This window comes from Acinetobacter puyangensis, from assembly GCF_900096995.1.
GTDB classification, from domain to species: domain Bacteria; phylum Pseudomonadota; class Gammaproteobacteria; order Pseudomonadales; family Moraxellaceae; genus Acinetobacter; species Acinetobacter puyangensis.
This window is the reverse complement of the sequence record NZ_OANT01000005.1, coordinates 242,185-262,777: the sequence shown is the minus strand read 5'-3', so window position 1 is coordinate 262,777 and position 20,593 is coordinate 242,185. Positions and strand designations below refer to the sequence as shown.

The 20,593-nt window shown below is 40.4% G+C and carries 16 protein-coding genes, 1 tRNA gene and 1 pseudogene; 11 read left to right on the top strand and 7 right to left on the bottom strand.

Going from position 1 to position 20,593, the window contains the following annotated elements; genetic code table 11:
* Positions 1-19 precede the first annotated feature (19 nt).
* The 3 genes from CRO21_RS11485 to cysS all read right to left on the bottom strand — a co-directional run bounded on the left by CRO21_RS11485 (position 20) and on the right by cysS (position 3,241).
* Complete coding sequence (locus tag CRO21_RS11485) at positions 20-997, bottom strand: DUF1852 domain-containing protein (RefSeq protein WP_097079447.1); 978 nt, start codon at positions 995-997, stop codon at positions 20-22.
* Positions 998-1,648: 651 nt separating this feature from the next.
* Positions 1,649-1,724: transfer RNA gene (locus CRO21_RS11480), tRNA-Gly, on the bottom strand.
* A 74-nt stretch (positions 1,725-1,798) separates the two neighbouring features.
* The gene (gene cysS / locus CRO21_RS11475; RefSeq protein ID WP_097079446.1) at positions 1,799-3,241 is read right to left on the bottom strand and encodes a cysteine--tRNA ligase; all 1,443 of its coding nucleotides are present in this window, start codon (positions 3,239-3,241) and stop codon (positions 1,799-1,801) included.
* A 249-nt stretch (positions 3,242-3,490) separates the two neighbouring features.
* Between cysS and CRO21_RS11470 the strand changes: the two genes are divergently transcribed.
* The 5 genes from CRO21_RS11470 to lptB are packed head-to-tail and all read left to right on the top strand — an operon-like array spanning position 3,491 to position 6,870.
* Positions 3,491-4,474: a KpsF/GutQ family sugar-phosphate isomerase gene (locus tag CRO21_RS11470; protein ID WP_097079445.1), complete on the top strand. Its 984-nt coding sequence runs from the start codon at positions 3,491-3,493 to the stop codon at positions 4,472-4,474.
* Positions 4,475-4,476: 2 nt separating this feature from the next.
* Positions 4,477-5,016, top strand: a complete 540-nt coding sequence (locus CRO21_RS11465) for a KdsC family phosphatase (protein WP_097079444.1) — start codon at positions 4,477-4,479, stop codon at positions 5,014-5,016.
* A gap of 30 nt (positions 5,017-5,046) precedes the next feature.
* Positions 5,047-5,604 (top strand): LPS export ABC transporter periplasmic protein LptC, encoded by a 558-nt coding sequence (gene lptC, locus CRO21_RS11460; protein ID WP_097079443.1) that lies wholly within the window; start codon positions 5,047-5,049, stop codon positions 5,602-5,604.
* Positions 5,585-6,133: a lipopolysaccharide transport periplasmic protein LptA gene (gene lptA, locus CRO21_RS11455; RefSeq protein ID WP_097079442.1), complete on the top strand. Its 549-nt coding sequence runs from the start codon at positions 5,585-5,587 to the stop codon at positions 6,131-6,133. The genes lptC and lptA overlap by 20 nt, the downstream gene beginning before the upstream one ends.
* Entirely contained in the window at positions 6,133-6,870 is a 738-nt protein-coding gene (gene lptB, locus CRO21_RS11450; protein WP_097079441.1) for an LPS export ABC transporter ATP-binding protein, read from the top strand. Before lptA ends, lptB begins: the two co-directional genes overlap by 1 nt.
* A gap of 48 nt (positions 6,871-6,918) precedes the next feature.
* On the opposite strand, the pseudogene CRO21_RS11445 reads toward lptB, so the two are convergent.
* The 3 genes and pseudogenes from CRO21_RS11445 to ahpC form a co-directional block, all read right to left on the bottom strand.
* Positions 6,919-7,573 (bottom strand): annotated as a pseudogene (locus CRO21_RS11445) (IS1595 family transposase).
* A gap of 115 nt (positions 7,574-7,688) precedes the next feature.
* Entirely contained in the window at positions 7,689-8,537 is an 849-nt protein-coding gene (locus CRO21_RS11440; protein WP_097079440.1) for a DMT family transporter, read from the bottom strand.
* 140 nt (positions 8,538-8,677) lie between these two features.
* Positions 8,678-9,241, bottom strand: a complete 564-nt coding sequence (gene ahpC / locus CRO21_RS11435; RefSeq protein WP_097079439.1) for an alkyl hydroperoxide reductase subunit C — start codon at positions 9,239-9,241, stop codon at positions 8,678-8,680.
* A gap of 408 nt (positions 9,242-9,649) precedes the next feature.
* Here ahpC and hrpA point away from each other — a divergent pair, with 408 nt between their 5' ends.
* The 3 genes from hrpA to CRO21_RS11420 all read left to right on the top strand — a co-directional run bounded on the left by hrpA (position 9,650) and on the right by CRO21_RS11420 (position 16,093).
* Entirely contained in the window at positions 9,650-13,531 is a 3,882-nt protein-coding gene (gene hrpA, locus CRO21_RS11430; RefSeq protein ID WP_097079438.1) for an ATP-dependent RNA helicase HrpA, read from the top strand.
* A gap of 22 nt (positions 13,532-13,553) precedes the next feature.
* Positions 13,554-14,660: a beta-ketoacyl-ACP synthase III gene (locus CRO21_RS11425; RefSeq protein WP_097079437.1), complete on the top strand. Its 1,107-nt coding sequence runs from the start codon at positions 13,554-13,556 to the stop codon at positions 14,658-14,660.
* Between the two features lie 329 nt (positions 14,661-14,989).
* A complete protein-coding gene (locus tag CRO21_RS11420) occupies positions 14,990-16,093 on the top strand; it encodes a beta-ketoacyl-ACP synthase III (protein WP_097079436.1) in 1,104 nt (367 codons plus the stop codon).
* 60 nt (positions 16,094-16,153) lie between these two features.
* Here CRO21_RS11420 and tal read toward each other — a convergent pair whose 3' ends face one another.
* Positions 16,154-17,143, bottom strand: coding sequence for a transaldolase (gene tal / locus CRO21_RS11415; RefSeq protein ID WP_097079435.1), 990 nt, complete (start codon positions 17,141-17,143; stop codon positions 16,154-16,156).
* 226 nt (positions 17,144-17,369) lie between these two features.
* Between tal and CRO21_RS11410 the strand changes: the two genes are divergently transcribed.
* The 3 genes from CRO21_RS11410 to CRO21_RS11400 all read left to right on the top strand — a co-directional run bounded on the left by CRO21_RS11410 (position 17,370) and on the right by CRO21_RS11400 (position 20,554).
* Complete coding sequence (locus CRO21_RS11410; RefSeq protein WP_097079434.1) at positions 17,370-18,683, top strand: serine hydrolase domain-containing protein; 1,314 nt, start codon at positions 17,370-17,372, stop codon at positions 18,681-18,683.
* A gap of 73 nt (positions 18,684-18,756) precedes the next feature.
* The gene (locus CRO21_RS11405) at positions 18,757-19,302 is read left to right on the top strand and encodes a DUF3465 domain-containing protein (RefSeq protein WP_097079433.1); all 546 of its coding nucleotides are present in this window, start codon (positions 18,757-18,759) and stop codon (positions 19,300-19,302) included.
* A 256-nt stretch (positions 19,303-19,558) separates the two neighbouring features.
* A complete protein-coding gene (locus CRO21_RS11400) occupies positions 19,559-20,554 on the top strand; it encodes an aliphatic sulfonate ABC transporter substrate-binding protein (RefSeq protein ID WP_097079432.1) in 996 nt (331 codons plus the stop codon).
* Positions 20,555-20,593: the final 39 nt, after the last annotated feature.

Genomic DNA, 20,593 nt, shown 5'->3' with positions numbered 1-20,593 from the left:
TTACACAGCAACGTGGTTTTTAAACAGGGTAGCTCTCAGCCCATTGCTCAAGGATATTTTGATATCGCTTGATAAACTGCTCTTCAGTAAATTTTCCTTGCTTAATCGCCAATTGGCTTCGTTCTTCTCGATCATAAACAATTCGAGTGAGTGAATAATCCTGATGCTTTAAGCTTGGTTGATAACATTGCCCTGCCGCAGAATTTGCATTGTAAATCTCAGGGCGGTAAATTTTTTGAAAGGTTTCCATTGTACTGATGGTACTGATCAGCTCAAGATTGCTGTAATCACTCAGCAAATCGCCACGGAAGTAAAATGCCAAAGGTGCAACACTATTTTTAGGCATAAAATAGCGAACCTGCAAGCCCATTTTTGCAAAATATTCATCGGTTAAAGAATAGGCATCTTGCTGATATTCAACACCGAGTATAGGGTGCTGATTTGCAGTCCGATGATAGGTTTTCGTGGTGGAAACACTTAAACAAATCACAGGTGCTTTATTAAAATTATCTTTAAAGGTATTTGAGTTTACAAAAGATTTATAGATCTTTCCGTGAAGCTCGCCATAGTTTTCTGGAAGGCTAAAATTAGTTTGATTATTATTATGTTGCGGTAGTAATACACTAAAATCATAATCTCGCACATAAGAAGAAAAGCTGTTCCCTACAATGCCTTCAATACGTTTATTATTTTTATGATCAACAATATAGGTTTTTAATATTTCAATCGTAGGGAAAGTCTCGCCATTGCCTTCAACATCAATATCAACAGAAACGATTTCAACTTCGACAGAATAACGATCACCTTTAGGATTATCCCAATTCGCCAAGTCATTGAAACGATTGTTAATCATTTTTAAAGTGTTGCGTAAGTTCTCTTGTCGACTCGCGCCTCTCGCCAAATTCGCAAAATTGGTTGTCAGACGTGTTTTGTCTGAGGGATGATAGTTTTCATCGAAACTAATTTGCTTAATCTTAAATGTAAACTCTTTACGCATTGTGATCTGGTATCCTAATTTCCAAGATAAATCTGAATATAGTGTGCTTTATACCTCAATCATTAACTGAATAAAAATGATCTTTTCTCATCAAAACATGAGAAAAATTCATGATAGGGGAGATTGACACATTATGAAATGAATTAGGAGACGATGACATTATATAGAAGCTCGATATGTCCATGAAATTGATAATTTTATGATAGAAGTTATTAATACCTATGCTGATATAAGATCAGATAAAAGTTAGAAAATTTTCTCTGTATTCGAGTATTTTCTTATAGAAAAAAGACACTTTAAACGTGTAGTCAATGCATTGGAAAAAGAACTTTCTCCCTTTACAGAACAAGGTTTTTTAGTTCGGTATGAGTAATGATGATCCTTTTTCTATTGTTGTATCAAATCAATATACTAACGAGCAGGATAATTTAGACGGGATCTTTAATACAAAGATATACGACCCAGGAAAAAGAGCGTTCCAATCTACAATCTTTAAATCAATGATATGAACATTATTTGGTCACTTTCTGGTTATATGTTCAATGCTCAATTAGACGTTGACAAGAAATTACCATATTAAAATGTATATTTTATCTATAAAAAAGACATATAAAAAAAGACCTTATCAAATGATAAGGTCTTTTAAGAATTTGGAGCGGGAAACGAGACTCGAACTCGCGACCCCAACCTTGGCAAGGTTGTGCTCTACCAACTGAGCTATTCCCGCTTTGTGCTGCGTATTATAATTAACTCTGTGTAAGCGTCAATATTTTTTTACACAGCAATGTGTTAGTTGTTGAATTAATCAGCACGTCGCCATGTGGTTCCCTGACGACTGTCCTCTAAGACTACGCCATGATCGAGTAATGCCTGACGGATTGCATCGGCTTGGGCAAAATCTTTGGCTTTTTTAGCATCCGCTCGTGCCTGAATCTGTGCTTCAATCTCAGCTTCAGAGAGTTCAAGTGCCTGTTGTCCAACATCAGATTTCAGGAATTCTTCCACATCATGCTGCACAATCCCCAAAATATTGCTTAGCTTTTGCAGTACTGCATAAGCCTGTGCCGCCGTTTGCCACTCATTGGCTTTTAAAGCACGATTTACTTCGCGACTCAATTCAAATAGGGTTGATAAGGCTTCGGGTGTATTAAAATCATCAGACATGGCCTTAACAAAATTCTGATAGGCATCGCTCTGTTTGATGGCATCTTCTTTGATCGAGACCAGAATCTGTTTGACTTCATCACTATTCTGAACGCCCTTGGCCGTTTGATAAAAGCGGGTCAGGGCATTCTTTGCTTCTTTTAAGGCATGGTCCGAAAAGTTAATTGGACTGCGATAATGTGATGCCATGATAAAGAAACGAATGACTTCCGAATGAAACTTTTGCATCACATCACGGATGGTAAAAAAGTTGCCCAGTGATTTAGACATTTTTTCACCATCAACATTGACGAAGCCTACATGCATCCAGTAGTTGACATATTTTTCACCAGTCGCACCTTCACTTTGTGCAATTTCATTTTCATGGTGAGGGAAGATTAGATCTCCACCACCACCATGAATATCAAAATGATTGCCAAGGCAGCAGGTAGACATCGCAGAACATTCAATATGCCAGCCCGGACGACCTTTACCCCAAGGGGATTGCCAAGAGGGTTCAGAAGGTTTGGCCGCTTTCCAGAGCACAAAATCAAAGGGATGTTTTTTTTCAACTTCTACATCAACACGCTCACTTGCACCGGCTTGCATATCTTCAAGATGACGCCCCGATAGGCGACCATAATCTTTAAATTTTTCCACTTCATAATAAACATCACCATTTGGTGCAGGGTAGGCAATACCATGCTGGATCAATTCATCAATCATGTGTTGCATTTGCGGGATATAGTCTGTGGCACGCGGTGCTTCATCGGGATCAAGACAACCCAGTGCATGAGCATCTTCATTCATTGCCGTGATAAAACGATCAGTAAGCTGTTGAATAGTTTCGTGGTTTTCATTGGCACGGTTGATGATTTTATCATCTATATCGGTGATATTCCGCACATATTTGACTTGCCAGCCCTGACTGCGGAGAAAGCGAATAATGTAATCAAATGCCACCATCACACGGGCATGACCTATGTGACAATAATCGTAAACCGTCATACCACAGACATATAGATCGATATGGCCTGCTTTTAAAGGCTGGAATTCAACTTTTTGACGTTTTTCAGAATTGTAAAGGACAAATGAATGCATTGCGAATAGATAGCGTATATAAAGAAATGGAAATCATAACTGATAAATCAAATTACACAACCATTTGTATGATTTTTATCATACAAATACAGTTCGGACATATTTATATACGGGCTTATGCTACAATTTGATAAATAAAATGATGATGGTATGTTGGCATTTTTACAGCTTTATATTGAATGCACGATATTTAGTTTGATGCCAGCTATCTAGAAGTCTTATCGTTATTTAAGGATTAAAAGTTTGACCATGCCAACCGAAAAGCAACCTGTCAATTTCATTGAAAGTGCATTGGAAACTTTGCTCATCGAACAAAATGCCCTAAAAATCCTTTCCACGCAAATTGATGATCGATTTAGTCAGGCATGTGAAATTATACTGCAATGCAAGGGTCGTGTTGTGGTAACAGGCATGGGAAAATCAGGACATATCGGACGAAAAATTGCTGCAACATTTGCTTCCACAGGCACCCCTTCATTCTTTATGCATCCCGGTGAAGCAGGGCATGGCGATTTGGGGATGCTGGTTCGAGGTGATGTCCTTATTGCGATTTCTAATTCGGGTAAAAGTGATGAAATCATGATGCTGATGCCGTTGGTCAAGCATTTGGGTGTCCCGCTGATTACCATGAGTGCCGATGATTCCGGGCCAATGCCAAAGAGTGCCGATGTTGCATTAACACTGGGGCATTTGCAGGAAGCCTGTCCACTGGGTCTTGCCCCGACTTCAAGTACCACGGCAACATTGGCACTGGGCGATGCATTGGCGATTGCTTTACTGGAAGCAAGAGGCTTTACCGCAGATGATTTTGCCCGTTCTCATCCGGCAGGCGCATTGGGTAAACGCCTATTATTGCATGTAGAACACTTGATGCATCAGGCAGAAGAATTACCGAAAGTTTTTCCTGATACGCCATTAAATGAAGTGTTATATGAAATTACGGATAAGCGTCTCGGCATGACCACGGTGGTGGATCATGAAAATACCTTATTGGGTATCTTCACCGATGGCGATTTACGTCGACTGCTGGATAAGGAACAACAATTTAATGTACATACGCCTGTTTCGGCAGTGATGACCAAAAATCCTTCTACAATAAAAGCTGGAATGCGGGCAGTCGAAGCCTTACAATCGCTGCGTGATAAAAAAATCAATCAGTTTGTGGTGGTTAATGATGAAAATAAGGTTATTGGTGTGATCAGTATGCATGACTTAATTAGTGCGGGAGTATAAACATGTCATCTTATCTTTTATTGGAAAAAGCTCGTCATATGCAAGCTTTGGTTTTGGATGTGGATGGCATTTTAAGTGATGGTTTTGTGACTTTGACCAATCATGGTGATGAAATCAAATCTTTTGATATTCGTGATGGCTTGGGCATGAAACTGGTCCAGCAAATTGGTATGAAGGTCATTATCATTACCGGACGCAAAAGTCAGATCGTCGAAAAACGTATGTCAGATTTGGGCGTGGACATGGTGTCTCAAGGCCGTGAAGATAAGGGACTGGCATTACGTGAAGCCTGTGCGCAACTTGGACTTTTGCCCGAAGATTGTCTGTACATGGGCGATGACTGGCCAGATTTATCAGCCTTTAGCATTGCCGGAATGAAAGTGAGTGTACCCAATGGTCATGTTGAAGTCCGCCGCCGTGCAGATCTGGTAACACAAGCATATGGTGGTCGTGGTGCTGTACGCGAAGTATGCGATATGTTATTGCATGCAAAAAATGCTTACGATCAAGTGCTTGATAAATTCCTCACTATCCCACATTAATATAAAATTGATTCTGCGAGTACGTTATTGATGGATACCCGACTACTTTATACGATTGCACTGGTTATTGTGACAGTAGTCGGCGGCTTCTACTATTACAGTGGTAAAAGTAAAAAACTTGAAACCGCAGGCAATCAGAACTTAAATTCCACTGCGGAAAATATTCAAGTCGTTCAAACCGATGAAAAAGGACAGTTATATGCTAAAGCCAGTGCTAGGCATATGACGCAATGGATGCAAACAGGCCGTGCCGAAATTGAGCAAATACAAGGCATGCTCTATGAAGCAGGTCAGCCCAGCGCGACTTTTCATGCGGATAAAAGTATTGCCACCAATGATTATGCCAATGTTGAATTACTTGGCAACGTCACGCTGTCACGGCTGTCTGGCATAAATAATCCAAGTGTCACCTTTAAAACAGATCGCTTACTTGGTTTTACAAAAACCAATACAATTGAAACGAATAGTCCAGTACAGGTGACCAGTCCACAAGCACACTTTAGTAGCCAGGGATTAAAAGCCAATTTAAACACTGGTCAATATGAATTATTTGCACTTCGAGGTCAGTATGCACCATCTTCTCCATAATGCTGTAAGTAAATGGGTCTTATCTTTCTTAACAGTTGGAAGCTGTGCTTTACTTCTGGCAAATGCTGCCTATGCGATTCCTAGTGATCGTAATCAGCCAATTACGCTAGAAGCTGACAAAGCAACCTTTAATGAAAAAACTGGTGTCACCACCTATACTGGTAACGTCGTGATTCAACAAGGTACATTAAAGCTACAGGCCAGTTCAATTGTGGCCAATTTAAATTCCAGTAATAAAATCCAGTTGATTACCGCACAGGGTTCACCAGCCAAATTTCAGCAACAAATGGACACTAAAGGCGGGATCGCAAGAGGTGAAGGCCGCAATATTAAATATAATGCTGAAACTGGTATTTTAACTTTATCCGGCAATGCCTTTCTCTCACAAAACGGTGCAACATTTAAAGGTGAAAACCTGACTTATAGTATGAATAAGGGTGATATCGAGGCCAATGGTGGCAATAAAGGGCGTATCCAGATTGTGATTCCACCTTCGTCCCAGCAAAGTTTTTCAGGGGTAAGAAATTAATGACAGAACATGTACAAACCCTGTGTATCGAACATCTTGCCAAGAACTACAATAAACGCTGGGTAGTAAAAGACGTATCCTTTGCCATTCATAGTGGACAGATCGTTGGGTTGCTAGGACCCAATGGTGCAGGAAAAACCACAAGTTTCTATATGGTGGTAGGTTTAGTTCGCATGGATAAAGGTTCGATTCATCTGGATAAACTGGATCTGTCTCATCTTTCCATGCATGAACGTGCCCGCAAGGGAATCGGTTATTTACCTCAGGAAGCTTCGATTTTCCGTAAATTGACCATTGGTGAAAATATTCTGGCGATTCTGGAAACACGTAAAGATTTAAATAAACAACAGCGTTTACAACGTCTGGATGAATTGCTTGCCGATTTCAAAATCACCCATATTCGTGACTCATTGGGTAGGAGTGTCTCCGGTGGGGAACGTCGTCGTGCCGAGATTGCCCGTGCGCTGGCTGCCGATCCTAAGTTTATGTTGCTTGATGAACCGTTTGCAGGGGTCGATCCGATTTCTGTCAGTGACATCAAGGATATTATTCGTACTTTAAAAGATCGTGGTATTGGCGTCTTGATCACCGATCACAATGTACGGGAAACTTTGGCGATTTGTGAAAAAGCCTATATTGTGTCGGAAGGTAGTGTGATTGCGGAAGGCACACCTGAAGAAATCCTTGCCAATGATACTGTTCGTAAAGTTTATCTAGGTGATGATTTTAAAGTATAAGTTTTAAGGTATAAATTTTAAAAATAAGTGGGGCTGTACTAGATAAAGTTAAATTTTAGTCCAAAGACGCAAAGTTTTTAGTTGCTGTTTTGGACTGCCATAATTAAATCTAAACTCACATTCCTTAATAAACAAGTGAAAAGAATCCTTAGGAATACCATTGTATTTTCTTAGTGTTCTTTTCGCCTGATTCCAGAAATTTTCAATGCCATTAATATGATTATTTCCATTGGCAAATTGGTTTGAATGATTAATTCTATGGTGACTAAAACCAGCTACATCCAAAGCATTATAACTGTGCCAATGGTCTGTGTAAACCACACTATCTGGAGTGATTTTCCTTGCAATTACAGGCATTAAGGTGGAGGACTTGGTTGTCAGGAACGATAACAGTATAAACCTTACCATTTCGCTTGAGTAAACCAAATACGATAACTTTACCTGAGGCTCCACGTCCACGCTTTCCCTTTCGTATACCACCAAAATAACTTTCATCTAACTCTATTTCACCATCAAACACTTCAAGAGCTTCTTGCTCTAAATAGTGGAAGATAATTTTACGAATTTTAGTATAAAACAGAGCAGCAGAATTAGGGTGTATTTCCAATAAATCTGCTGCTGCTCTAGCGGTCACCTCAAGCACAAAAAATTCAAGCAACTTGAGTTGTAGTTTCCTACTTAATTTACAATTAGTTAGCTTCATTTTTATAGATTAACATAATGCTAATCTAGTACAGCCCCAAATAAGTTTAAGGGTGTAGTCTTTAAATCTTAAAGATCAATGTTTAAAAGTATGTTTTCACCTATCAATAGATCGGTTAAAGCATACTTTGCATCAAACAATACACGGCAAGTATTGCACAAAGACCACCCAAGATTTTCCCAGTCGTCATTTTTTCTTTAAAGATCAGGATTGCTGCAACGATGCCAAACAACACCACCAGAATATTCATACCTGCAAAGACAATTGCCGGGCTATCTTTAAGTTGTTGGTGCGCCTGTAGATAAAAATAAATATTGGTAAAATTTAGTACACCAAGTCCTAGTCCGGCAAAAATACTTGCGCTGTGCCATTGAACAGACTTGAATAAATTCACTGCAAACATGACCAGTGCCGCACAACAGAAAATTGCGGTTAGGGTGCTGCCAAATTGTAGTCCCAGATTTGAAGTATATTTAAATAATAAATCAATAATGGCATAACCTATCCATACTGCAAGAATATATTGCCATGCCCCGGATTGTATCTTTGCTTGTGAGCCAGATTTACCCATTAACATGAGTACAACAGCAAGAATTCCCAGCACAATACCAGCAATTTTTAACACGCTAAATTGTTCCTGATAAATCATTGCAGAGATCAGTATGGTCAATACCACGGAAATACGTTGTGCGATTTCAGTTTTGATTAAACCTGCATGCTGCAAGGCACGATCCAGACACCAGAAAATACTGGGTAATAATATGCCCAGCAATACGATTAACCACCATGGTGTGTGTAAATTAAAATGGCTAAAGTCTGGTTTTAAATAGATAAAAGCAAGTAAACTGGCGCTAACATAATTAAAGGCAAGAATTTGTAAAATACTAAGTTTATATGTTTTATAGATTTTTAGCGTAACTGAAACTGAGACACTAAACAATGCAGCGATAATAAGCAATAACATGATAATCCGGCTTTAGATCATTTTTGCGTTATGATAATTCAATTGCGCCATGCATCAAAGTAAATAAAATACCAAATGGCGCATATAAAAAAGAGCACCACTTGGATGCTCCTTTCATTCTATTTAAAAGAATTTAAAACTTAGATTTTACCAACCAAGTCGATAGATGGTGCAAGTGTTGAGTCACCTTCTTTCCATTTTGCTGGGCAAACTTCACCTGGGTGAGATGCAACATATTGTGCAGCTTTCACTTTACGAAGAAGTTCTAATGCATCACGGCCGATACCACCAGCATTGATTTCAACGATTTGGATTTTACCTTCTGGATCAATCACGAAAGTACCACGATCTGCAAGACCATCAGCTTCGATTAATACGTCAAAGTTTTTAGATAAAGTCCAAGTTGGATCGCCGACTAAAGGATATTGAACTTTTTTGATGGCATCAGAAGTGTCATGCCAAGCTTTGTGTGTGAAGTGAGTATCTGTAGATACACCGTAAATTTCAACACCTAATTTTTTGAATTCTTCGTAGTTGTCAGCCAAGTCTTCAAGCTCAGTTGGACAAACGAATGTAAAGTCAGCTGGATAGAAAAATACAACAGACCATTTGCCTTTCAGATCAGCTTCTGTTACTTCAACAAATTGGCCATTGTGGTAGGCTTGTGCTTTAAATGGTTTTACTTCGGTATTAATTAAGCTCATTTCGTATCTCCATTAATGAGTGAATGAATGTTTAACTTTCGAAATTAAGAATAGTGTAAATTCTTTAATTGGTAAAACAGTATTTTTATATACAAATAATCGGAAAAGTTGATCAACATCGATCATATCAAAGGATCGTGATATTTCATTACACACTATCCTCATCACATGACAATTTAATGATCAAAACCACTTAAATTTGTATATCAAGGAGTGTAACAGTACATTAAGGTGAAAAGAAAAAATTCAAGGCGATGCCAAAAATATTTCTGTGACAATGTGTAACTTGATGGCGATAAAAGAAAATATTTTAGAATATGCTGGAAAAGGAGTAGAATACTCTGCTTTATTTATTTTGAGTGGGAAGACAGTTTGACAACAGCCGATTTCGATATACAAGATTTAGTTATGGCCAAAGATCGTCATCGCTTGTATCGGTTAAAAAAAGGCAAACAGCAGGATGAGCATAAATATCAGCAGTTGTTGGCTCAGTCTAAACGACATGTTGCCGCACGTCTGCAACATTTACCACAGATCAAATTAAATCAAGACTTACCCGTTACTCAATATGCGGACAAACTGGCCGCAGCCATTCAAAAGCATCAGGTGATTATTGTTGCGGGGGAAACCGGTTCAGGGAAAACTACACAGTTACCCCAGATTGCCATGCTGGCTGGACGTGGGTTGACTGGTTTAATTGGGCATACTCAGCCGCGTCGACTTGCAGCGCGCAGTGTGTCACAACGGATCGCAGAGGAACTAGGCGAACCACTGGGTAAAAGCATCAGTTTTAAAGTACGTTTTAATGAACAGGGCAATCAGGATTCGATCGTCCGTTTAATGACAGATGGAATTTTGCTGGCAGAGTTGGGACATGACCGCTTTCTCACTAAATATGACACCATTATTATTGATGAAGCACATGAGCGTTCACTGAATATTGATTTTATTCTGGGCTATATCAAGAATATTTTGCCCAAGCGTCCAGATTTGAAAGTAATCGTGACTTCGGCAACACTGGATGTCAATCGCTTTAGTCAATATTTTCATGATGCCCCAATTTTTGAAGTTGAAGGGCGTAGCTTTCCGGTTGAATTGCGTTATCGCCCAATTTCGGAAATGACCGTTGGCGGTAGTGATGATGATGCCTTTGATGATTTTGAGGAAAACTTACCGCGTGCGGTGGTACAGGCAGTTGAAGAATGTTTTGCCGATGCCGAAGCGAAGGGGCATCCTGAATATGCCGATATTCTGATCTTTGCCAGCACCGAACAAGAAATTCGGGAATTGCAGGAAACCCTGCAAAAATATGGTCCACGCCATACAGAGATTTTACCGCTCTATGCCCGTTTAGCTTTATCCGAGCAACAAAAAATCTTTAATCCCGGTGGTAAGGGACGGCGTATTATTATTGCCACCAACGTGGCGGAAACGGCTTTAACTGTCCCCAATATTCGCTATGTGATTGACAGTGGTTTTGCCCGTATTTCCCGTTATAGCTATCGATCACGGGTTCAGCGATTACCTATCGAGGCGATTTCACAGGCTGCTGCCAATCAGCGTAAAGGTCGTTGTGGGCGTATTGCGGCAGGTGTATGTATTCGCTTGTATAGTGAAGAAGATTTTTTAAGTCGCCCGGAATTTACCGAACCTGAAATCAAGCGTACCAATCTGGCATCAGTCATTTTGCAGATGCAAAGTCTGGGCTTGGGTAGTCTGGAAAATTTTGATTTTATTGAACCACCGGATCACCGACTGGTTAATGATGGCCACAAGCTATTGATTGAACTCGGGGCTTTGGGTTTAAATCATTCGGATTCTTCCAATGAAAAAGAAGCGTCATCTCCTGCCAAAAAAGAAAATAGGGGAGATGCCTTAACCAAAATCGGACAAATGATGGCAAAAATGCCGATTGATCCGAGATTGTCGCGTATGCTGGTGGGCGGTGCGCATTTTGGCGTATTACAGGAAACCTTGATTATCGTCAGTGCTTTGGCTGTGCAAGATCCACGGGAACGTCCGGCAGACAAGCAAATGCAGGCAGATCAGAAACACGCATTGTTTAAAGAAGCAGATTCCGATTTTCTGTTTTATGTGAAGTTATGGCAAACCATGATGTCACTCAAGCATGAACAGCAAATGAGTGAAAATCAGCGTCGCCAATTTGCCCGACAGCATTTTTTAAGCTGGTTGCGTTTGCGCGAATGGCGACAAACCTATCAGCAATTGTTGGAAATGACACAACAACTGGGCATGAGTTTAAATGAAAAATCTGCCAGTTATGAGAATTTACATCGTGCCTTATTAACCGGTTTATTGTCTTTTGTGGCGCAAAAAACCGATGAACGTAATGTTTTTCAGGCCGTGCGTCAGCAAAAAGCCAAGGTATTTCCTGCCAGTACTTTGCATAAGACCAATACGCCTTGGGTAATGGCCTTTGAAATGGTGGAAACTTCGCAAGTGTATTTGCGTACACTGGCGAAGATTGAACCGGAATGGATTTTGCTGGCAGCACGGGATTTATTGAAATACCATTATTTTGAGCCACATTGGTCGAAAAAAGCCGGAATCGTCAATGCCTATGCGCAAATTTCCCTGTTTGGTTTAATTATTCAGCCCAAACAACTGGTCAATTTTGAAAAAGTGGATCGGGATGCAGCCCACGAGATTTTTTTGCGTGATGCATTGGTGACGGGAAATCTAGGGATTACGCCACCTTTTTTACAGCATAATCTGCTTAAACTCAAAGAAATTGAACGGGTCGAAGATAAACTACGTCGTCGCGATTTGATTGTCGATGAAGAAACCCTGTATCAATTCTATGCCGAGCGCATTCCCAAAGAGATTGCATCACGTCGTAGTTTAGAAGACTGGCGGGCAACCATTGAACCTGGCAATCCACGGTTTTTATATTTTAATGAACAGGATTTATGGCTGAGCGATCGCCCAAACACGGCGCAGTTTCCGGACTATTTAAAAAATGGTCAGCTTAAACTGGCGGTCAAATATCATTTTGATCCGAGTCATGACGACGACGGTGCGGTGGTCACTGTGCCAGTACAAGCATTATCACAGATTGATGCAAAGCAATGGTCGTGGGGCATTGCAGGCTGGCGATTGGATTTAATCGAAGCGCTACTAAAGAATCTGTCCAAAGAAAAACGTCGTCTAGTGGTACCGATTCCTGATACTGCCAGAAAGATTGAGCAGCAACTTAATGAACAGGATCAGCAAAAACATATTGTTGATGTACTTGCATTTATGTTACGCGGTGAGGGCATTCAGGCCAGAGATTTTAGTTTCGAGCATGTTCCTGCCTATTTATTGCCGCTGATTAAAGTTGTCGATGAGCGTCATCATCTGATTGATCAGGGGCGGAATTTAGAGGAATTACAGGCCCGTTGCCGGGTACAGACTCAGCGACCAGTTAAGCAGTTGAAAGGTGAGTTCACAGAATTTCCTGCCGATTTTGTATTTGAGTCATCACAAAAAGTGTCTGGCGTGGTGGTGCAAAATTATCAGGCACTCAGTCCTGTCACTGCTTTTGTTGATCTGGACGCCAATACAAAAAGTGGTGTGGTAATTCAGCGTTTTCATGATCTGGAACAGGCAATGCTTCAGCAACGTGAAGGTATGATTCAACTGGTATATTTGCAACTGGGAGATTTAATCCGTCAATTGAAAAAGCAGATTTCAAAACCGCTGGCACTGGCATTTTCACCTTTAGGGGAAAAGCAACAACTGGAAAAGATTCTGATTTATGCCACCTTGCAAGTCACCCTGCAAACCATACCCACCAGCAAAGATCAGTTTGAACAAATATTATTGGATGCCAAGCAACGCTTTTTAAGTGTTGGGCAACAGGTGTTGACTGTAATTACAGATATTTTTAAATTATGGCAAAATATCCGTCAATTATTGTTAGGCATCGATCTTGATGTATTTGAACGAAGTATCAATGATATTGAAGATCAGTTAGACTTAATGCGGTTAAGTGAATTTGCTTATCAGGTGCCAAGCGAAATCTGGTTAGAATATCCACGTTATTTAAAAGCGTTACAGGTGCGACTGGAACGTTTGCCGAATAATCTGAAACGTGATCAGGACGCAATTGATGTGGTTGATCCATGGATGGATAAATTATTTAATTCTCCAAGAACAAAAACGCATCAAATTTATCCCATGGTGGAAGAGTTACGTATTTCTTTATTTGCACAACCAATGAAAACCCGATTTGCAATTTCACCTGCACGATTGCAAAAAGCCTGGGCGCAGTTGGATGTCCGTTAAACTGAGTGAGAAGGAGTTGTACATGAGCATTCGTATTACAGGGACAGGCGTTTATACCCCGCCAGAAACAATCTCGAATGAGGAATTGGTTGCCAGCTTGAATGCTTATGTAGAACGCTACAATCAAGATCATGCCGAAGCAATTGAACGCGGTGAAATTGAAGCTTTACGCGGGTCGACAGCAGAATTTATCGAAAAAGCTTCCGGGATTAAATCACGTCATGTGGTGGAAAAATCTGGTATTTTAGATATTAATCGCCTGCGTCCGAATTTGCCTGAACGTGAGAATGATGAAATTTCCTTACAGGCGGAAATGGGTGTCGCTGCGGCAAAAATTGCCATGCAAAATGCAGGCGTGACGGCTGAAGATATTGATGTGGTGATTTTATCCTGCTCGAATATGCAGCGTGCCTATCCGGCGGTCGCCATTGAAATTCAAACTGCACTTGGCATTAAAGGCTATGCCTATGACATGAACGTTGCTTGTTCGGCAGCTACCTTTGGTTTAAAGCAGGCACACGATGCGATTAAATGTGGTGCGCGCCGTGTGCTTTTGGTCAATTCTGAAATCACTTCGGCGCATAATGATTTTGGTACACGTGATAGCCACTTTATCTTTGGTGATGTGGCAACGGCTTCGATCATTGAAGATACAACAGCAAAAGCAGGCTTTGAAATTGTCGATTGCCAGCTAATTACCCAGTTCTCTAATAGTATTCGCAATAATTTTGGCTTTTTAAATGCCAGTGAAAATGCGACGCATGGACTGTTGTTTAAACAGGATGGTCGCAAAGTTTTTAAGGAAGTTTCACCCTTGGTAGCAAAAACCATTAAGGAACAATTAAGTCGTTTAAATATTGATATTCATGCGCCAAAACGTTTTTGGCTACATCAGGCCAATGCCAATATGAATGCGCTGATTCTTAAACTTATTCTGGGCAAGGATATTGAAGCCGAACGAGCACCGATTGTACTGGATGAATACGCCAATACTTCCTCGGCAGGTGTAATGATTGTGCTGGATAAAACAGGACATGAGCTTGATGAGGGTGAATATGGTGTCCTGTGTTCGTTTGGTGCAGGTTATTCTCTCGGCTCAATTATCCTGAAAAAAGTCGCTGCGGCTTAATTTTGTAAATTGAGATAAAGCGAAAATTATGAAATTTTCGCTTTATTATTTTTATCCAATGAATACTATCGCCAATATTTTCGTCGTATTTTAAAGCATTTAAAAAAGTATCATGCAAGTAATTTAGTTTAAGAAAAGTACTAATTCTCAGAATTTTGCAGCCTAATTGCCTGATTTTAGCGAATTTGGCATAAAAATGGTGAGTTCAACACATGTTTTTAAAGATAAAAACAATAGGCCAAACTTGTACGATAACAGATACTTTAGGTCATCAACCCTATGCCGTAAATGTGGCAAAATGTTTCGGTCTATAACACAAGGAATTTTGCATGACTATTCGCATTACAGGTACAGGCGTATATGCCCCAACTGATAGCATCAGTAATGAAGAACTGGTGGCGAGTCTTAATGCATATGTGGAACGCTATAATCAGCAGCATGAGGCTGCCATTGCCGCCGGTGAGCTGGAAGAATTGCGTCCATCGACAGCAGAATTTATCGAAAAAGCATCAGGTATTAAATCCCGTTACGTGGTAGAAAAAACAGGTATTCTGGATATTGATCGCATGATGCCAAACTTGCGTGAACGTGAGAATGATGAAATTTCACTACAGGCAGAAATGGGCGTAGAAGCTGCAAAAATTGCCATGCAAAAAGCAAATGTTACGGCCGATGATATTGATGTGGTGATTTTATCCAGCTTATGTATTCAGCGCGCCTATCCAGCGGTTGCCATTGAAATTCAACATGCACTCGGCATTAAAGGCTATGCTTTTGATATGAATGTGGCTTGTTCTGCTGCCACTTTCGGCTTGAAACAAGCCTATGATGCGATTAATTCCGGTGTCAGACGAGTGTTATTGGTTAATGTAGAAATCATGTCAGGGCAGATCGATTATACTTCACGGGACAGCCATTTTATTTTTGGTGATGTGGCAACGGCTTCTATCATTGAAGAGACAACAGAAAAGGCAGGTTTTGAAATTGTAGATTGTTATCTGGAAACTCAATTTTCTAATAATATCCGTAATAATTTTGGTTTTTTAAATGCCAGTGAAAATGCGGTACGTAATGATCGTATTTTTAGACAGGATGGCCGTAAAGTATTTAAAGAAGTCTGCCCGATGGCTGCACAAACCATTAAAAATCAATTACAAAAATTGAATATTGATGTGCATGTGCCCAAACGCTTTTGGTTGCATCAAGCCAATGCCAATATGAATGCGCTGATTTTAAAACTGTTGCTAGGTAAGGATGCTGCACCTGAACTTGCACCGAATGTATTGGAGAATTATGCCAATACTTCATCTGCCGGCGTGATTATTGCCATGGATCAAACTTGGCATGATGTTGAACAAGGTGAATATGCAGTGCTGTGTTCCTTTGGGGCAGGCTATTCGATTGGTTCGATTGTGGTGAAAAAAGTAAATTAATCAATCAGAACAAGCGTTTATGTACATCACATAAACGCTTGTTTGATTCTAACTGTTTAATCAGTCATCAATATTGGCAATACCAAAGCTGCTACGCAACAGGGTCGCCAGTTGTTCCCGGGCTTTAATAAAGCCATCAATACCACTTTGCAATAATTGGAACGCCATCAGATCATTTTCCAGTTGCGCTTTAAATGAGGCTTCATTTAACGGCGCAAGGGTAATTTTCTCAGCGTCCAATGCTTGTGCGACAGAAAGTTGCGGCTCAACCTGATCAAATTGTGCAGACAATTGCTCTAATAAGGCAGGTGCAATGGTCAGTAAATCACAACCAGTCAGTGCCAGTACTTGCGCTGTACTACGGAAACTGGCACCCATGACCTGGGTTTTAATCTCATTTTGCTTGTAATACTGGAAAATTTTCTTAACCGACAGTACACCCGGATCCTGTTCGATTGGATAGCTGTCTTTATTCTCCGCTTTTTTGTACCAGTCCAGAATACGACCGACAAAAGGCGAGATCAGCGTAACGCGGGCATCAGCACAGGCTTGTGCTTGTGCTAAGCCAAACAATAAGGTTAAGTTACAGTGAATGCCTTCGCTTTCCAGTTGTCTTGCAGCCTGAATCCCTTCCCAGGTTGAAGCGATTTTAATCAACACGCGATTGGTATCAATACCAAAACGCTGATATAGATTTATTAGGTCATATGCTTTTTGTACCGTAGCTTCAGTATCATAAGACAGGCTGGCATCGACTTCGGTAGACACTCGTCCATCGATATATTTCAAGATTTCCACACCAAACTTGACGGTTAAAATATCAATGCTACGTTCAATCAGTGCATCACCTTCATAGTTTTCTGCACGTGCTAGTTCAAATGCATCTTCAATCAGGCTGCGATTTTGTGCCTGATTGGCAGCTGCTGTAATTAGCGAGGGGTTGGTGGTGGCATCAATCGGACGAAACTTTTGTACCGCATCGAGATCACTGCTATCGACCACGATGGTGGTATAGTGTTGCAATTGTTCAAGGTTATTGGCGTTGCTCATGACTTATTCAAATTAATAGTTAATCTTCATCGCTATGTATAACATATTTTTATAATATTAAAGTAGCACCTTGCCGATTTATTCGACGGTTATATTGTTTGCTTTTTTAAAAATTATTGTAAAGTTCTTTATTTTTGCTGATAACTATTAGACAATATAAATTGTCAAGATTGAAGGATTCAATTTTAAAGACAAAAAACAGGTATTAAAATAATAAGGACAGAGGATGAAAATTTTTTCAAGTAATACGCTGCATATCCCCAAAGATTTACAGTCGATTACCGATGCTCGACAAGAACATCCGGCTGAAGCTGGCGGAATGAGTGAGCAACAATTACAACGTATCATAACGGCAGTAGAGGATTTATACCGTACTGGTAACCATCCGCAAATTTCGTTTTGTTTACGGCGGCAAGGCAAAATTCTGATTAATCGCAGTATTGGTTATGCTCGCGGTAACTTTGCTGATGCGTCTTTAAAACAAGGTATCACCACGCAACAAATTGCTGCAAAAACCACCACACCAATTTGTTTATTTTCGGCATCTAAACTGATTACGGCCATGCTGGTCCATATACTGGATGAGGCAGGGGAGATAAATCTGCTGGATCCGATCAGTTATTACATTTCCGAATATGCACAACGTGGTAAACGCTATACTACGATTTTTCATTTATTGTCCCATCGAGGTGGTATTCCACGGCTGGAAGGCAAAGTAGAACCCGAGATTTTATTTGATCAGGAAGAAATTTTAAAGCGGCTCTATGCTGCAAAACCGATGTCGGCTTCGGGATCGAAACTGGCCTATCATGCACTGACTGCTGGCTATATTCTCGGTGAGATTATCGAGCGTGTGACGCAAAAAAACTTGAAGGATTATTTACAGGAAAAAATTGCCAGTCCGATGGGGATGCGCTGTTTTAATTATGGGGTTGCACCTGAGTTTCGAGATGAAGTCGCGCTGAACTATGTTACAGGCTTTTATTCCAGATTCGGTACAGACCAATATCTGAGTCATGTTCTAGGGGCAGATTTAAAAACAGCCGTGCAAGTGACCAATGATCCAAGATTTATGGACAGTATCAGTCCTGCGGCAAATATATATACCAGTGCAGAGGAAATTTGCCGCTTTTTTGAGATGCTGTTAAATGGCGGCGAATATCAGGGACATAGAATCATGACACCAGAAACTGTATTTCGGGCAACCTTGCCAACCTCCGGCATCAAACTTGATCACTCCCTGTTGATACCGATGCGTTATGCACTCGGACCGATGCTTGGGAATAATCCGGTAGGTTTATATGGCCCAATGACTGGTCAGGCTTTTGGACATCTTGGATTTTCCAATAATATTTGTTGGGCCGATCCACAACGTGATATAAGTGTAGCTTTGCTAAGTACCGGAAAATCTGTGGTCGGAACACATTTACCTGCATTGATGAAGCTGTTATATCAGATCTCTACCCAATGTCCAAAAGTTGAGCGAAGTAAACGACGTGCGATTTTTGGTACTGATCCCAAGCAAACTGAAATCATTTAATGGCGTTTATTTTGCTACAATTAAAACCTGATGGCCTGTAATCAGGTTTTTAACATAGATGAGATGATGTGATATGGCTGGAAAGAAAAAAAGTATCAATGCGGGTGTGATTGTTGCCATTATCTTGGCCATTGTACTGGGTACCAATATTTTTAGTCGTGATCAAAATCATAGCGGGTCGGCACCCACAACGGCAGAACAAAGCTCACATCATCAATTGCAAGATCAGATTGTTGCGGATGACAAGCAAAAGTTTGAGCAAAATCAATCTTCCTCATTACTTGCGGGTGATGCCAAAATTCAGCAGGCTTTTCTGGCTCGGCGCATTGATGTTCAGGTAGAAGGCGTGGGTGTAGTCAAGGCAATTTTGGCTGATGATCAACAGGGTTCTCGTCATCAACGTTTTATTCTGGAACTTGAAAATGGCATGACGGTTTTGGTGGCACACAATATTGATTTATCACCACGCCTAGAAAAACTAAGCAAAGGTGATACTGTCCAGTTCTTTGGTGAATATGAATATAATAATCAAGGTGGTGTGATTCACTGGACGCATCATGATCCACAAGGTCGCCACGTTGATGGCTGGTTAAAGTATAAAGGGAATATTTATCAATAGAAAGATTTGTCAAAGCATTGCAACATAGAAAGGAAGGCTGAAATTCTATTATTTTGACTGAATCTGCTAGTTTATATATCTATTTGTGATATTAGTTTATATATAAGATTTATTATATTAATTTAATCTTTTGTTATACCGTGATTGTCCTACACCTTCCTTTTGAGATGAAATTTAAATAGAGATTGAATCTGGTTCGATCTTGCCTTGGGTATGGCTAAATTTCTCTCATTGATATTGTCATAGGATATAGATCATGGCTAAAAAATTGTTGTTATGGTTCAGTGTATTGATGGGTATTATTGTCTTGGCCGCCTGCACTAAATCACCTGAGCCCGGTGCTCAACAACAAAGTGAAAAACCCGCAACCTCGCAACAGGTTGTGCGTATCGGTTATCAAAAATCTTCGACCTTATTAACCCTGCTTAAGCAAAGTGGTGAACTGGATCAGCAATTGGCAAAACAGGGATATAAAGTCAGTTGGCATGAATTTACCAGCGGTTTGCCTTTGCTAGAAGCACTGAATGTCGGAAATATTGATGTGTCTGCCGATGTGGCTGATACTGTACCGGTTTTTGCACAGGCAGCTGATGCACAGATTACCTACTATGCCAAAGAAGCGGCATCGCCTACTGCTCAGGCGATCCTCATTCCTGCCAATTCAGAGATTAAGACGCTGGCGGATTTGAAAGGCAAAAAAATTGCGGTGACCAAAGCTGCGGGTAGTCATTATTTATTAATCGAAGCATTGAATAAAGCCGGATTAAGTCTAAAGGACATTACGCCATCATGGTTGACACCGGCAGATGGTCGTGCTGCATTTGAGCATGGTAGTGTTGCCGCATGGGTAACCTGGGAGCCGTATGTATCTAGTGGTCAAATTCAGCAACATGCCAAAATTTTAACCACAGGTGAAGGTCTGGCAAGCTATAAACGTTATTATCTGGCTTCGAGCAGTTTTACCGAGCAACATCCTGAAGTGATTGAACAAATTATTGCCGCATTAAAAGCCAAAGCAGATTGGGTAAAAAATTCTCCTGAGGAGGCAGCAAAAATTCTGGCACCACTTTGGGGAAATTTACCTTTGGATGTGGTTCAGCAAGCCAATGCACACCGTTCTTATCAGGTTGAAGCTGTGACCGCAGAAGATTTGCTGGATCAGCAGAAAATTGCAGATGCATTCTTTAAGGAAGGTTTATTACCTAAAAATATTGATGCAAAAAGCTCTCAGATTTTCCATACGCAGCCTTAAATCAATATCATTTTTTAAATCATCAGCATGGCTGGTGAT